Annotated in this window: 10 protein-coding genes and 1 pseudogene; 9 read left to right on the top strand and 2 right to left on the bottom strand. The window is 60.2% G+C overall.

The annotated features are described in order from the left end of the window. Positions 1-49 precede the first annotated feature (49 nt). The 3 genes from NKH93_RS19095 to NKH93_RS19085 all read left to right on the top strand — a co-directional run bounded on the left by NKH93_RS19095 (position 50) and on the right by NKH93_RS19085 (position 3,823). Positions 50-1,414, top strand: coding sequence for a M16 family metallopeptidase (locus tag NKH93_RS19095; protein WP_352971404.1), 1,365 nt, complete (start codon positions 50-52; stop codon positions 1,412-1,414). 190 nt (positions 1,415-1,604) lie between these two features. Further along, positions 1,605-2,963 (top strand): M16 family metallopeptidase, encoded by a 1,359-nt coding sequence (locus NKH93_RS19090; RefSeq protein ID WP_352971501.1) that lies wholly within the window; start codon positions 1,605-1,607, stop codon positions 2,961-2,963. Then, positions 2,960-3,823, top strand: coding sequence for a patatin-like phospholipase family protein (locus tag NKH93_RS19085; protein WP_352971402.1), 864 nt, complete (start codon positions 2,960-2,962; stop codon positions 3,821-3,823). Before NKH93_RS19090 ends, NKH93_RS19085 begins: the two co-directional genes overlap by 4 nt. Positions 3,824-3,993: 170 nt before the next feature. Here NKH93_RS19085 and NKH93_RS19080 read toward each other — a convergent pair whose 3' ends face one another. Then, positions 3,994-4,530, bottom strand: coding sequence for a dihydrofolate reductase family protein (locus NKH93_RS19080; RefSeq protein ID WP_352971399.1), 537 nt, complete (start codon positions 4,528-4,530; stop codon positions 3,994-3,996). 224 nt (positions 4,531-4,754) lie between these two features. Continuing rightward, entirely contained in the window at positions 4,755-6,485 is a 1,731-nt protein-coding gene (locus NKH93_RS19075) for an adenylate/guanylate cyclase domain-containing protein (RefSeq protein WP_352971397.1), read from the bottom strand. Positions 6,486-7,141: 656 nt separating this feature from the next. Here NKH93_RS19075 and NKH93_RS19070 point away from each other — a divergent pair. The 6 genes and pseudogenes from NKH93_RS19070 (at position 7,142) to NKH93_RS19045 (ending at position 15,839) form a co-directional block, all read left to right on the top strand. Further along, the gene (locus NKH93_RS19070; RefSeq protein ID WP_352971394.1) at positions 7,142-9,679 is read left to right on the top strand and encodes a DEAD/DEAH box helicase family protein; all 2,538 of its coding nucleotides are present in this window, start codon (positions 7,142-7,144) and stop codon (positions 9,677-9,679) included. Positions 9,680-9,691: 12 nt separating this feature from the next. Beyond that, positions 9,692-11,707 (top strand): N-6 DNA methylase, encoded by a 2,016-nt coding sequence (locus tag NKH93_RS19065; protein ID WP_352971392.1) that lies wholly within the window; start codon positions 9,692-9,694, stop codon positions 11,705-11,707. Between the two features lie 6 nt (positions 11,708-11,713). Next, entirely contained in the window at positions 11,714-12,463 is a 750-nt protein-coding gene (locus NKH93_RS19060) for a hypothetical protein (RefSeq protein ID WP_352971390.1), read from the top strand. Between the two features lie 156 nt (positions 12,464-12,619). Continuing rightward, positions 12,620-12,862: pseudogene (locus NKH93_RS19055) on the top strand (LacI family DNA-binding transcriptional regulator); the annotation flags it as partial. 188 nt (positions 12,863-13,050) lie between these two features. Then, entirely contained in the window at positions 13,051-14,460 is a 1,410-nt protein-coding gene (locus tag NKH93_RS19050) for a DUF6600 domain-containing protein (protein WP_352971388.1), read from the top strand. Positions 14,461-14,777: 317 nt separating this feature from the next. After that, positions 14,778-15,839, top strand: a complete 1,062-nt coding sequence (locus NKH93_RS19045; protein WP_352971385.1) for a LacI family DNA-binding transcriptional regulator — start codon at positions 14,778-14,780, stop codon at positions 15,837-15,839. Positions 15,840-15,859: the final 20 nt, after the last annotated feature.

The raw sequence follows: 15,859 nt of genomic DNA, 5'->3' as shown, positions 1-15,859 counted from the left end.
CCTCGACCAGCAACCCCGCCTATCGTCCCACTACAAACCGGAGCCATCTATGACATTTCAGGCTGAATGGCTGCGCGGAACGCTCTTGGGACTGGCTCTGGTGATGGCCGCGCCGGCTCTGGCGGATAATAATCCTGACGATGGCGTGGTGACCGATTTCCTGCTCGACAACGGCATGGAGGTCGTCGTCATCCCCGATCACCGCGCCCCCATCGTCACCCATATGGTCTGGTACAAGATCGGCAGCGCCGACGAGCCGCCGGGCAAGTCCGGCATTGCCCATTTCTTCGAGCATCTGATGTTCAAGGCGACCAGCAACCATGCGGCGGGCGAGCTCGACCGTGCCGTCGCCGCCATCGGCGGCTCGGACAACGCCTTCACCTCCTACGACTACACCGCCTTTCACGAGACGGTGGTGCCTCAGGCGCTCGGTGAGATGATGAGCTTCGAGGCCGACCGCATGCGCAATCTCATCCTCAACGACGACGTCATCAAAACCGAGCGCGACGTCATCCTCGAGGAGCGCCGCTCGCGCATCGATAGCAATCCGCAGGCGGTGCTCGACGAGGAGATCGACGCCACGCTGTGGCAGAACCAGCCGTACCGCATTCCGGTCATCGGCTGGATGCAGGAGATGGAGAAGCTGAACCGCACCGACGCGCTGGCCTTCTACAACAAATATTATACACCCAATAACGCCGTGCTGGTGGTGGCCGGCGATGTCGAGCCCGAAACGGTCAAGGCGCTGGCCGAAAAGACCTATGGCAAGATCGCGCGCGGCCCGGACCTGCCGCCGCGCATCCGACCCGTCGAGCCCGAGCAGAACACCAGGCGCACGGTGACGCTGACCGACGGGCGCGTCAGCGTGCCGAGCTTTACCACGCAATGGGTGGTCCCGTCCTATCACACGGCAAAGCCCGGCGAAGCCGAAGCGCTCGACGTGCTGTCCGAAATCCTCGGCGGCGGCAACCGCAGCCGGCTCTACCAGGAGCTTGTCGTCAGGCAAGGCATCGCCGCCGAGGCCGGCGCCTTCTTCCAGGGCACCATGCTCGACGACACCAATTTCACCGTCTACGGCGCGCCGCGCGGCGATGCCAAGCTTGCCGACATCGAGGCCGCGGTCGACGCTGAGATCGCCCGCATCGCGAAAGACGGCGTCACCAGCGACGAGCTGGAAAAATCCAAGGACCGTTTCGTACGCTCGATGATCTTTGCCCGCGACAAGCAGGAGGACATGGCCAACATCTACGGCTCGACGCTCGCCACAGGCGGTAACGTCCAGAACGTCCAGCAATGGCCGGACCGCATCCGCAAGGTCACCGCCGACCAGGTCAAGGCGGTCGCTGCCCGCTATCTCAATCTCGACCACGCAACGACTGGTTATTTGCTTCCCGAAACGCAGGCTGGGAATTGATTTGATGATGAGCTTGAGAGTTGGCGCTGCCCCTCACCTGCCTGCCGGCATCCTCTCCCCGTATAGGGACGAGGAGAGGGGCGCCGTCATCGACGGTTTCGCCAATCTTCAGCGTTTGCAGAGCGAGCGCCGGGATAGCGGCCAGCCCCTTCTCCCCGTCACTATACGGGGAGAAGTGCCCGGCAGGGCGATGAGGGGCGGCGCCGACCTTGGCAATTGGCGCGCCGGCCCTCTTCTAGCAACCCTGTTCCTCTCCCTTCTCTTTCTCCTCCTGCCGGCGCTTTCCGCTCGCGCCGCCGTGAATATCCAGGAGGTGACCTCGTCGAAGGGCATCACCGCTTGGCTGGTGGAGGATTATTCGGTGCCGATCGTCGCCATCCGCTTCGTCTTCGATGGCGGCGCGACGCAGGACCCGCCCGGCAAGGAAGGGCTTGCCAATCTGATGAGCGGCCTGTTCGACGAAGGTGCCGGCAACCTCGACAGCGAGGCCTTCCAGATCAAGCTCGACGACGTCGGTGCAGAGATGAGCTTCGAGGCGCAGCGCGACGGCATCTACGGCTCGATGCGCATGCTGGCCGACCAGCGCGACGGCGCCTTCGACCTGCTGCGCGTGGCGGTCAACCAGCCGCGCTTCGACCAGGTGCCGATCGACCGCATCCGCGCGCAGATCCTGTCCGGCATCATCGCCAACGAGCGCGATCCCGATACGCTCGCCCAACGCAAATGGCTGGAAGCGATCTACGGCAGGCATCCCTATTCGCGGCCCGACCAGGGCACCAGGCAAAGCATCGCGACGATCACGCCGGCCGATCTCGCCGCCTTCCACAAGGCGAATTTCGCCCGCGACGGCCTGCATGTCGCGGTGGTCGGCGCCATCGACGCCGAGACGCTGAAGCAGAAGCTCGACCTGGTGTTCGGCAGCCTGCCGGAAAAGCAGGCGCTTACGCCCGTTCCCGATATCGACCTGAAGCTCGGCCAGCAGCTCGAGGTCGTCTACGACCAGCCGCAGGCTTCGCTGCAACTCGCCTATCCCGGCGTGAAGCGGAACGCGCCGGATTTCTTCGCCGCGGTGCTGATGAACGAGATCCTCGGCGGCGGCACCTTCACCTCGCGGCTGTTCGACGAGGTGCGCGAGAAGCGCGGCCTGGCCTACAGCGTCAGCTCCGACCTCGTCGACCACCAGCATTCCGAGGCGCTGTCCATCACCACCTCGACCCGCGCCGACAGGGCGGCCGAGACGCTGGCCGTGGTGCGCGACGTGGTCAAGCGCATGGCCGAGGAGGGGCCGACCGAAGCCGAGCTGGCGGCGACCAAGAAATACATGATCGGCGCCTATGCCATAAACAATCTGAATTCCTCCGGCGCGATCGCCTCAACGCTGGTCGAGATCCAGCTCGGCAAGCTCGGCATCGACTACATGCAGCGCCGCGCCGCCCTGATAAACGCGGTGACGCTGGACCAGGTGAAAGCGGTGGCGAAAAAGCTGCTCTCCGCCGAGCCGGCCGTCATGGTGGTCGGGCCGAAGCTCGGCGCGGCCAACAAGGGATGAGCCCTAGCTTCGGCATCGCCTTTGGCGGCGGCGGGGCGCGTGGGCTGGCGCATATCCATGTCATCGAGGCGCTGGACGAGCTGGGCATAAGGCCGGCGGCAATCGCCGGCTCGTCGATCGGCGCCATCGTGGGCGCCGGCATGGCCTCGGGCATGACCGGCAAGGACATCCACGACTATACGCGCTCGATCCTCGGCCGTCGCGCCGAAGTGGCGACGCGCATGTGGCGGGCGCGGCCCGGCACTTTTGCCGAGGCGATGCAGGCCGGCCTGCGGGTCAGCCAGTTCAATGTCGAGCGCATCCTCAAGGCGTTCCTGCCCGACGCCATTCCTGAGACCTTCGCCGAATTGAAGATACCGCTGAAGGTGACGGCAACGGACTTTTATGGCCACAAGCTCGCCGTGTTCGACGAAGGCGAGCTGCATTCGGCGCTGGCCGCCTCGGCGGCGATCCCGGCGGTGTTCCGCCCGGTGATGCGCGACGGCAGGCTGCTGATCGACGGCGGCATCTACAATCCCGTGCCGTTCGACCTGATCGAGCTCGACGCCGACATCATCATCGCCGTCGACGTGGTCGGCGCGCCGACCGAGGCCGGCCGCAAATTCCCGACCTCCGTCGACCTGATGTTCGGCGCCACGCAGCTGATGATGCAGTCGATCATCGCCAGCAAGCTGAACCAGAGCCGGCCCGACATTCTGATCCGGCCGGCCGTTTCGAAATACCGGGTGCTCGATTTCATGAAGGTCGAGGCGCTGATGGCAGAGACGGTGGCGATCAAGGACGAGCTAAAGCGCGAGATCGAGAAGGCGCTGAGGGCGCGGGAAGACGCTGCGGTCGAGGGCAGGCAGCGGACGGTGTAGGGGCGCTGCCAATCTCCCCCCTTGAGGGGGAGATGTCGCCGAAGGCGACAGAGGGGGTCGTCTCGCGTAATGCGCCAACCCCCACTGCCGCAAGAGAGGAGCCGAGCCCGGTCGAACCGCCCCCCTCTGCCCTGCCGGGCATCTCCCCCTCAAGGGGGGAGATTGGCTCATCACGCCATCCCAGCCGCATACTCCAGCGCCACCACGCCGTTGCTGAATTGCGTGGCGGAGATCAGCTCGAGCGGCAATTGTGCGCCGGGCGGGAACAGCAGCTTGCCCTGGCCGACGGCACCGGGATAGCTGAGCAGCCTGATGCGGTCGACCAGGCCGTGGCGCAGCAATTCCTGCGCGACGCTGAGGCTGCCATGCACATAGATGTTGCCGCCGCTGCCTTGCTTCAGCCCTCTGACCGCGTCCGGCAATGCGCCCTGCAGCAGCTCGGCCGGCTGCCAGTCGAGCGCCTGCAAGCTGGTCGAGGCGACATATTTCGGCAGCGCGTTGAAGCGGTCGGCGAAGTCTCCGGTCTCCTTGGGCCACGAGCCGGCAAAAATCTCATACGTCGTGCGCCCCAACAGCATGGCGCCGCTGTCGGCAAGCTCATCGTCCTTGAACTTTTGCATCTCATCGTTCCAGGCCACGCTCGGCAGCTTCTCGACCTCGGCAATGCCATCGACGCTGATGAATTCGGTGATGATGAGTTTTCTCATGGCGGGTTCCTTTCTGGCAGGGCCGAATGGCGCGGGCCTTATGCGACATGCGCCGTCAACTAGCGCGGCGCTTTTTCAGGGGGAGGGTTTTCCCTGGTCGCTTCCAAAGACCGATACCGTGGGAAAAGCTTGTCCGACCTGCCAGTCGTTCGGTCATGCCACAAGGTCCGCATCGGGGGCCGGTCTTTTTTGCCGATTGGCTCTGGTTCGTAGCTACCGGCTGCCTACAGGTTGGCAATTCCGGCTTTCAGCAGTCCTTCGCGGACGTGCTGCACATCAGACTCCTGGGCATAGTGCAGGGTGGCGATGAATGAATCGAGGTCGAATTGGGGATCGAGCGTTCTGATTTTGCCTAGATGCGCCGCGGCCGCGATTTCGTCGCCGAGCCAGCCGTAGCAGGCAGCGGCGAAAGCGTGCTGAGCCGAGTCCATGGTTGACAGATGCATGAAAGCTTCGATCGCCTCGCCATACTGGCGCGCGGCGAAATGCGCCTTTCCCAGATGGCTCCAGAACCTCTCCGGGTGGTGCGGGTTCAACTGCATTGCCTTGCGGATCCATTCAATTCCCTCTTCCGGCCTGCCCAGCCACGTCAACAACTCGCCTTGCTGCACCACCACGAGGTCGTAATTGGGATTGAGGGCCAGCGCCCGCTCTTGATGGTAGCGCGCTGTGGTCAGCTCATTGTTGTTCACGTTCACTGCCGCGAGGATGCGATGGACATCGGCATCGTTGTTGTCCAGCGCCAGCGCCCTGTCCAGCGCCGCCATAATGTTGTTCCAGATAGCATCCCTGTCTTCGCACCAGTTATGGACCCAGGCCTGGCCAAGAATGCAGGCCCGCCAGGCATGGGCATGGGCATAATCGGGGTCGAGCGTGACGGCCCTTTCTATCAAGGTTTGCGCGCGTTCATTATCCGCAATCGTGCTTCGGTGATGCAGCACCTTGGCAGCAAGCACACATTCATACGCGACCATGTTTGCAGGTTTCGCCCGCGCGAGCTGGTCCCGCTGAGCCGCCTCGACACGACCGGGCAGCGTGGCTGCGATCGCCGCGGTCACCTCATCCTGAATCGCGAATATGTCGTCCAGCTTCCGGTCATATTTGTCTGCCCAAATATGAGCGTCATTCGCCGTGTCGATGAGCTGAACCGTCACGCGCACCCTGTCGCCGATCTTGCGGACGCTTCCCTCCACCAGGTATTGGACGGTGAGTTTCTCGGCCACCTCGCGCACATTCACGGCGCGGTTCTTGTAGACGAAGCTGGAATTGCGCGAGATGACGAACAGCTCATGATGGCGGGACAGTTCGGTGATGATGTCCTCGGTCAGTCCGTCCGCGAAAAATTCCTGCTCGGGGTCGCCGCTCATGTTGGTGAACGGCAGCACCACTATCGAAGGTTTCGAGATGGATCGCTTTGCCTCGACTTCTGGCAGGGCAGGACTGTCAAACCCAACGCGATAGAGGCGAACCGGGCGGCTGATGTTCTTTAACGTTTTCTCGCCCAGGTCCTCCATGGCAATTTCGAGACGGTCGGCAATTTGGGTCGCCACCGCTGCGGTCACGCAGATACCGCCGACGTCGGCGAGTTGCTCGATGCGCGAGGCAATATTGACGCCGTCGCCGAAAATGTCCTCATCGTCGAAAATGATGTCGCCGAGATTTATGCCGATCCTGAATTCGATACGCCGTTCTTGCGGCACATCCGAATTGCGCCGTTTCATGCGCTGTTGGATTTCCACGGCGCATTTCACGGCATCGGTCACGCTCTGGAACTCAACGAGCATGCCGTCTCCGGTGGTCTTGATGATCCGGCCCTTGTTCTTCGCGATGGCGGGATCGACCAGTTCTATGCGATGGGTCCGAAGGCGTGCGAGCGTGCCGGATTCATCGGCCTCCATTAGCCGGCTGTAGCCCGCCATATCGGCAGCCAGAATTGCGGCTAGTCTCTGTTCCATCGCTGAACCACAAACCAAGCTTATCCTTCCAGAGCTGCCAAATCCAGCAATTTGGGCTTGTGGCTGAATGAAGACGTCTTCTACGCAGCAGCAAGAAAGGGCGGATCAGAACCCTCCGCCTGGTGGCTGCGAGCTCGATCGCTTCAATCGGGGGAGGGATCCGCGCGGCGTCAAGCTCGTCGAGGCGATATATTTCGGCCGCGCGTTGAACCGCTCGGCGAAGTCTCCGTTCTCCTTGGGCCACGAGCCGGCAAAGATCTCATAGGTCGTGCGCCCCAAAAGCATGGCGCCGCTGTCGGCAAGCTCGTCGTCATTGAATTTTGCATTTCATCGTTCCAGGTCACGCTCGCCAGCTTCTCGACCTCGGCAATGCCGTCGACGCTGATGAATTAGGTGACGATGAGTTTTGGTAGGGCGGGCTCCTTCTGTCGGGACGGCCCGGCGCTGGCTAGACGCTCCGTGAACTCGCGCGGCGCTTTGTTTTAGAGATATTAGAGATAGACGTCGACCTCCGCCGACCTGATGTTTGGCGCCAACTGATGATGCAGTGAACGCAGCTTCGGGGATCACAACGGCAATCAGGACTTGGAAACGTCTCGATCTGTATGCAACAACACGGCGCTGACTCGGGGCTGGATTGGGGAGGGGCGAGTCTGTTGGCCAACAAGGAAGCGACTGCAAGAATTAAGATCAATCGCCTTCTTGAGGAGGCTGGTTGGCGGTTCTTTGACGATGGGAACGGTCCAGCGAACATCGTGCTTGAACCAAACGTACAGATCAAAAAGACCGACATTGACGCTCTTGGCCAAGACTTTGAGAAGGCGAACAACGGCTTCATAGACTTCCTGTTACTAGGCCGAGACGGCAAGCCGCTTATCGTCTTGGAAGCCAAATCTGAGGAGAAGAACCCGCTTTCCGCGAAGGAGCAAGCACGCAAATATGCACGTTCGCAGAACGCCCGCTTCGTGATTCTGAGCAACGGCAACATCCATTATCTCTGGGACTTACAGCAGGGAAATCCCTCCGTCATTTCCAAGTTCCCCGGACCCGACGAGATCAAGAACCACTACTTGTTTGAACCGGATGCGAACAGGCTCGTGGCCGAGCCGATCGGCTTGGATTTCATCGCTCTTACGCAAATGCCGGGTTATGCCAATGAGGCAGCTTGGAAAAATGAAGCGGAACGATCCGCCTTCGTCGAAACGAGCAAGCTGCGGTTCTTGAGAATTTATCAAAAGCGCGCTGTTGAGCGGGTCCAGGAGGAAGTGGGCAGAGGCGCTACGCGGTTTCTGTTCGAAATGGCAACCGGGACCGGCAAAACCCTTACCTCTGCCGCCCTCATCAAGCTGTTCCTAAAAACGCGAAACGCGAAGCGAGCGCTTTTCCTTGTGGATCGACTGGAATTAGAGATCCAGGCAGACAAGGCATTCAAGGCGCTCCTGAAGAACGACTTCACCACGATGATCTACAAGGAACAGCGTGACGATTGGCGCAAGGCCGACATTGTCGTGACGACGGTGCAATCGCTTCTGTTCAATGACAAATACCGACGCCTCTTCGCGCCGACGGACTTCGATCTTGTCATATCGGACGAAGCGCATCGCTCCATTGGCGGCAATGCCCGCGCAGTCTTCGAGTATTTCATTGGCTACAAACTCGGCCTCACAGCCACCCCAAAGGACTACCTGAAACAGTCGAAGGATCGAACGTCGGCACGCGATCCGCGCGAAACAGAGCGGCGTATGATGCTCGATACATATCGTACTTTCGGTTGCGGCTCGGGCGAACCGACATTCCGATACTCGCTCATCGACGGAGTGCGTGATGGCTTCCTCATCAACCCCTATGTGGTCGATGCCCGAACCGGCGTCACAACACAGCTGCTTTCCGACCAAGGCTTCATCATCGAAACGGTGGACGAGAACGGGGACGAGACCCAGGAGGCTTTTGCGGGCCGTGACTTCGAAAGGCGATTCTTCGCTGAGACAACCAATCGGGCATTCTGCCAGACCTTGCTCAAGCACGGCCTTCGCGATCCGATTTCCGGTGAGTTCGGAAAGACGATTGCCTTTGCCGTCAGTCAGAACCATGCAGCAAAGGTCACCCAGATATTGAACGAGATGGCTGATCAGCTCTGGCCGGGTCGATACAAGTCCGATTTCGCTCTGCAGGTCACCAGCCACGTGGACGATGCCCAAAAGATGACGGTTAACTTCGCCAACAACAATCTCGGCGGGCACAGCGAATTCTTGCCGGATTACCGCACTAGCCGGGCACGCGTCTGTGTGACTGTGGGAATGATGACTACAGGCTATGACTGTCCCGACATTTTGAACCTTGCGTTGATGCGCCCTGTTTTCTCGCCATCGGATTTTGTGCAGATCAAGGGACGAGGAACCAGAAGGCACAACTTCGCCGAAGAAATGTTCAACCCTGCACGGAAGGCCGAAATTGGCGTGGTCACAAAAACCGAGTACCGACTGTTTGATTTTTTCGCCAATTGTGAATACTTCGAAGAAGAGTTTCAGTACGATGAGGAACTCACGCTGCCGAAACCGGCAGCGATTCCAATGTCAACCGGGGAGGAAGTCCGCGGCATAGCCGGTGCGCTCAGCACCTACGAGTTTTTGGAACCCGACCAAGTCGTCTATCAGGTCGAACAGCAGATTGGCCCTGAGGGCATGCGGGTCGACCGCGAACTGTTCCACAAATTCGAACAAATTGCACGATCCGATAGCCGGCTCAGGGAACTGGTCGAACAACACAACTGGGAAGCCGCAAGCCGCCGCGTTGTCGAAGAGCTGTTTGACAAACCTGATGAATATTTCAATCTCGAGCGGTTGCGCTATGCGGCCGGCGTAGACCGCCGGATTACGATCCGCGAATTGATTGAGAGGGCGTTCGGCTTCATCCCGAAGTTCAAGAGCAAGGCGGAACTGATTGAGGACGAGTTCCAGAAGTTTCTGCTTGATCAGAAGCCTGAGGAAGCCGGTCGTGTCGCCCAGATGCGCTATTTCTTTGAGGCCTATATCCGCGACGTGAAGGTCCGCACCTTGATCGATGCAGGCCATTTCGGCGACCTCAATGTGAACCCAACTTTCACGACTCGTGACCTGCGGGAGGTGCCTGAAAAGTGGCGCAGGCGCATCCCGGAATACATCAAGGACTATGTGTCCCTGAGCCCATTCCTCTGACGAAAGACCCAAATGCTCGATAGTGAAACCAAGCGCCGTATCAATACGTGCCGCGACATTCTGGTTGGCAAGGTGCCTGACCCAAAAAGCCAGGTCGAACAGATCACGGTTGCGCTCATTTACAAGTTCATGGACGACATGGATCTAGAGTCCGAGGAACTCGGCGGTGCACGACGCTTTTTCACCGGCGAGTTCGAACGCTATCGCTGGTCGAAGCTGGTGGCGCCCGGCGTGTCCGGACAGGACATGCTCAACACTTATTCCGAGGCACTCACCAAGATGGTCGAGAACGAACGCCTGCCGGCGCTCTTCCGCTCGATCTTTCGCAACGCCTATCTGCCTTACCGTGATCCGGAAACGCTCCGCAGCTTTTTGCGCGAGATCAATAGCTTTATCTATGATCATAGCGAGCGGCTCGGCGATGCCTTCGAGTATCTGTTGTCCGTCCTCGGTAGCCAGGGCGACGCCGGCCAGTTCAGGACACCGCGCCACATCATTGACTTTATGGTCGGGATCATCGACCCAAAGAAGAACGAGGTGACCCTTGATCCAGCCTGTGGCACGGCGGGCTTCCTTATTTCGGCTTACAAACACATCTTGAAAACGAACTCGACCCATTTCGTCAACGTCAACGGCAAGGGAGAGGAAGCCGACGTTACCGAGCTTGCGCTCGAAAGCCCCATGCGCTTCCCGGGCGATCTACTAACGCCGGAAGATCGCGAGCGACTGTCGCGTAACATAAAGGGCTATGACATTTCTCCGGACATGGTGCGCCTCAGCCTCGTGAACCTTTACCTGCATGGCTTTGCTGATCCGAAGGTGGAAGAGTACGACACGTTAACGAGCCAGGACAAATGGGCCGAGACGGCGGATGTCATTTTCGCTAACCCGCCCTTCATGTCGCCGAAAGGCGGGATCAGGCCGCACACGCGGTTTCAGGTTCAGTCGAAGCGCAGTGAAGTCCTGTTCGTCGACTACATCGCCGAACATCTGACGCCGCAGGGCAGAGCCGCCGTTATTGTGCCCGAAGGCATTATCTTCCAGAGCCAGAGCTCATATGTGGCGCTGCGCAAGATGCTTGTGGAGAACTTTCTTGCCGCCGTCGTCTCACTTCCTGCAGGTGTGTTCAATCCCTACTCCGGCGTGAAAACCTCGATTTTGATCCTCGACCGGGCGGTTGCAAGGGCGAGCCAGCACATCGCGTTCTTCAAGGTCGATAATGACGGCTTCGCCCTTGGCGCGCAACGCAAGTCAATCAAAGGGACGCAACTGCCGCAGGTGAAGGAAGAACTTTCGGCATGGTTGGCGACGGCGCGGTCCGGCAGTGGTGGCGAATTGGATTCTTCGCTGGGCTTTGCGGTAGCCCGATCGGCAGTCCTTATTGAGGGCTCCACTACCCTAAGCGCAGAACGCTACGTTCAGCGAGATGCGAGCCGCTCAGGGCATCCCATGGTTTCATTGGGAGACGAGACTGTGTTTCGCGTCGAAAGTGGTGGAACCCCAAAATCCGACGTTCCTGAGTACTGGAACGGCGGGATAGCTTGGGCGACCTTGGTAGACCTCCCGCAAGAAGACTTTATCACCGAAATTGCTTCGACGGTTCGAACGATCAGCGAGCGCGGGCTGAAAGAGTCATCGGCTAAGCTCCTTCCGCCAAACTCGGTGCTAGTGTCTTCGCGGGCGACCATCGGGCGCATCGCGATCAGCCGCGTACCGCTAGCGACCAATCAGGGTTTCAAGAACATTGTCATCGCCGATGAAACGAGAGCAATCCCGGAGTACGTGGCTCTCGCCGTGACCCGTCTCGTGCCCACGATGCAAAGCTGGGCAACCGGCGGCACATTCGCGGAAATCTCAAAGTCAAAGTTCTGTGAGCTTGAGATCCCCCTTCCACCGGTCGATGTGCAACGGAAGATTGTAGAAGAGATCGAGGGCTATCAACAAGAAATTTCGGCATTGGAGCAGGAGATTTCCGACCGCGAAAAGCAAATAAGGGAGTCAATTGCACGGGTCTGGGAAGAGGGTTAACTGCCCATGGAAGAGGCGCTGGAACTAGGCGAATATCTGCCGCAATCCTTCGCGAATGCGAACGAGCAGACCTATCTCGAATTCCTTTGGTCTGCCTTTCACACGAATTACGAGGCAGAGCGCTTTGAGTTCGCCAGCCTAGCCTTCCACCTGCTCTATATGAGCTTCGTCAGCTTCTCAATTTGGCAGATCAGACTCGCCAGACCAGAGCAATTTGCAATGGCCATGGTAGGCTTTCGATCTGAGGAAGAAGGAAGCTTGTTGGATTGCGAAAGCCCGTTCAAGTTTTACGATAGATTAAAGGAGTCTCAGATCTTCCGTTTTCTGAAACTGATCGGCTGCAACAATCAGCAGGTCGGGGAATTCGCAAAGTTCGTGAAGCGCCGAAACAAGATCGCCCACCCCACCGGCACGGTATTTTTTAACGATCAAGCCACCATCGATCAGGAAATTGCTGAAATGATGCGCGAGGTTCGCAACATCGAAGCCCATGTACAGCCGATCATTAACGAAATCTATCAGCGCTTCCTGCGAGATAGCGCTGATCCGGAAGAGCGGGAATATACGGTCCTCGCTGACGAGATCACTGCCAACTTCGTCCATAAGAACTATGTATCCGGCGCCGACATCGCTTTCTGTCGATGCTTTGATATCGAGATACTTCGCGGAGAGCCTCTCTACGACGCTATGAAAGAGTTGCACGATGCGGTGGCGGCACTCTATCCGGCCGAAGAAGACGTGGAGGAGGCAGCATGACCTCACTCTCCACCCTTGCCTTCTTTCCCACCTTCTCCTAATCTCTCTGAGAAAACCTTTTCCCAAGCCTCGCAGCGTTCGCCGGCATCCAGATGGACGCGCCATCGGCCCATAAGAGAAAAGCTTTTCTCAAAAGGGCGGATCGATATCCAAATCATGGCGTCCGATGCGCAGCCAACGCCCGTCAAACAGCCCGTAACCCTGCGTGAGGTGGCAGCCCTTGCCGGCGTGAGCGTTGCCACGGCGTCCAAAGCGCTGAACGGGCAGGGGCGGATGACGGCCGAGACGCGGACGCGCATTCGCGAGACGGCGCAGCGGCTTGGCTTTCGCCCGAACAGCCTGGCGCAGAGCCTGTTGCGGCGACGCAGCTTTACCGTCGGCCTTTTGACCAACGACACCCTATCACCGCGCCTTCGGCGCGCATTTGTGACGGTCACCGCCCTCATGAAGCAACTCTGATCCCAAATATCGTCGTGCGATGCCAAGCCGCTGCGGGAGGGGATGCGGGTAACGTCAGCAAAGTGGAACAATCCGGCAGCCGACGGGTTTGTACGATGAAGGGCGATCTGTTTCGGAGGAAGATTACGATGAAACGCGTCCTTGCCCAACATGCGGTGCGACTGATGCTCGGCGGCGTAACCGCCTGTCTGCTCACGGTCGTCGAGATTCCCAACCCGATTGCGCCATTGTCGCTTGTGTCCGAGGCAAGGGCTGCCACCACCGTTTCGATCAGCACGTTCTACGAAGACCTGTCTTCCTATGGTGATTGGGTCTCGTATCACGGGGCGACCGTTTTCGTGCCGGTTGATGTGCCTGACGATTGGCGTCCGTATACGCTTGGACACTGGGTCTATACCGAGCAGTATGGCTGGCTCTGGGTGTCCGACGAGCCATTCGGCTGGGCGACGTACCATTACGGCCGGTGGGGCTATGCCGACGATATCGGCTGGTACTGGGTTCCGGGCACTCGCTGGGCGCCAGCATGGGTGAGTTGGCGTCGTGACAGAGAGCACATCATTTGGGCGCCGCTGCCGCCCCGCCGCGATCCGGATTTGATTTCAATCGAGGTGACCTTCGACACGACGCCGGATTATTACTGGGTTGTGGTCCCCACCCGCGAATTCCTTGCCGCGGACATTTCTGTGGTCGTTATTCGTGATGAGCCGGAGTTTGTGCGCATTGTCGAGGCGGCCGAACCGGCCGGCGACGTGACGATCCAGAACAATTTGGTGATCAACAAAGTCATTGATGTCGATGTGATCGAAAAGGAGACGAACCAGAAGGTGACTGCTGTCAAGGTCAGCAAGACCGACGCGCCCGAGAAGTCCGGCAAACTGGAAAACGATAGGGTCGCTGTCTTTGAGGGCGAGGTGAAAGCCGACCCTAAGGCCAAACCAGCTAAGCTCAAAGACATCGAAGAGGTGAAGCAGGTTCAGGCTGGCCGGAAATCGAAGCCGACCGAAGGCGCTGCAACGACCGAGCAGGCCAAGCCCGAAGAAACCGCCAAGCCTGAGAAGCCGAAGGCCAAGGAGCAGCCGGCCACCGAGCAGCAGCAGGCCGAGCCCGGCAAGGCGGCCAAGCCTGAGAAGCCGAAGGCCGGGGAGCAGCCCGCCGCCAAGCAGCAGCAGGCCGAGCCGGAACAGGCGGCCAAGCCTGAGAAGCCGAAGACCAAGAAGCAGCCCGCCGCCGAGCAGCAGCAGGCCGAACCGGAACAGGCGGCCAAGCCCGAGAAACCGAAGGCCAAGAAGCAGCCCGCCGCCAAGCAGCAGCAGGCCGAGCCGGAACAGACGGCCAAGCCTGAGAAGCGGAAGGCCAAGAAGCAGCCCGCTGCCGAGCAGCAGCAGGCTGAGCCGGAGCAGGCTGCCAAGCCTGAGAAGCGGAAGGCCAAGGAGCAGCCAGCGGCCGAGCAGCAGCAGGCCGAGCCCGAGCAGGCGGCCAAACCCAAGCCACAGAAGCAAAAAAACAAGGCGTGCGATCCGCAGACTGAGAACTGCTAGCCGTGCGGGGAGACTACGGGCACCGCGATCATTCCATCGCGGTGCCCGCTGAACGGCAATGCACGCCAAAGCTGCTCGCCCTCTTTCCTTCGGGCCGCCATGGCAGATCCTGGACCCAGGGCAGCGAGTCGTAGTTGACTGCCGAACATGCCTGTAACCAGGCCATTCCCTCTTGCCATCGTTGTATCCTTCCCCTAATCTTCCTTTTGAGAAAACCTTTTCCCAACTCTGCCGGCATCCGCTGACTTCACCATTCAGCGCTTCGCAGGACGATAAGAGAAAAGCTTTTCTCAAATGGGAGGATCGATATCCGAATCATGGCGTCCGATGCGCAGCCAACGCCTGTTTCTGCCAAGCAGCCGGTCACCTTGCGCGAGGTGGCAGCCATCGCCGGCGTCAGCGTTGCCACGGCGTCAAAGGCGCTGAACGGGCAGGGGCGGATGACCGCCGAGACGCGGACCCGTATTCGCGAGACGGCGCAGCGGCTTGGCTTTCGCCCGAACAGCCTGGCGCAGAGCCTGTTGCGGCGGCGCTCCTTTACCGTCGGGCTTTTGACCAACGACACCTATGGCCGGTTTTCGCTGCCGCTGATGGCCGGCGTTTCCGATGCGCTGGTCGATGCCGGCGTCTCGGTGTTCCTGTGCAATGTCGAGGACGACCCGCGCCTTGCCCAGCTGCATGTCGATGCCATGCTCGACAAGCGCGTCGACGGCATCATCGCCACCGGCAAGCGCATCGACCGCCACCTGCCGGTCGACCTCGCCAATCTCGGCATTCCGGCGATCTACGCATTCACCGAGCCCGATCCCGGCGCCATCGCGTTCGTCTCCGACGATGCCGGCGGCGCGCGGCTGGCGGTCGAGCATTTTTGCCGGCTCGGGCGGCGGCGCATCGCCCATGTCAGCGGGCCGGCGAGCTTTGCCGTGGTGCATGCCCGCGCCGAGGCTTATCGCGCGGTGCTGGCCGAGAACGGCCTGCCGGTCATGGAGCCGCTGCTCGGCCCGTGGTCGGAGGCCTGGGGCCACGAGGCGGTCAAGAAGCTGTTCGACGGCGAGGGTTTCGACGGTACGCGCGAAAAGCCCGATGCGGTGTTTTGCGGCAACGACCAGATCGCGCGCGGCGTCATCGACGCCTTGCGCGAGCGCGGTATCGGCGTGCCGGACGAGGTCGGCGTCATCGGTTTCGACAACTGGCAGATCGTCGCCGAGGCGACCCGCCCGCCGCTGACCTCCGTCGATATGAATCTGGCAGCGCTTGGCCGCGAGGCCGGCCTTGCCTTGCTTTCGCTCGTCGGCGGCGAACCCGCTTTGCCGGGCATCAGAAAACTGCCGTGCCGGCTGGTGGTGCGTCAGTCATGCGGCCGTCCGCCGGACGGCTGAACGAAACGGGCCGTGTCGAT

The sequence above is a fragment of the Mesorhizobium sp. M0954 genome (assembly GCF_040319155.1).
GTDB lineage: Bacteria > Pseudomonadota > Alphaproteobacteria > Rhizobiales > Rhizobiaceae > Mesorhizobium.
The sequence above is the reverse complement of the archived record's forward strand: the minus strand, read 5'-3'. Positions and strand labels throughout refer to the sequence as shown.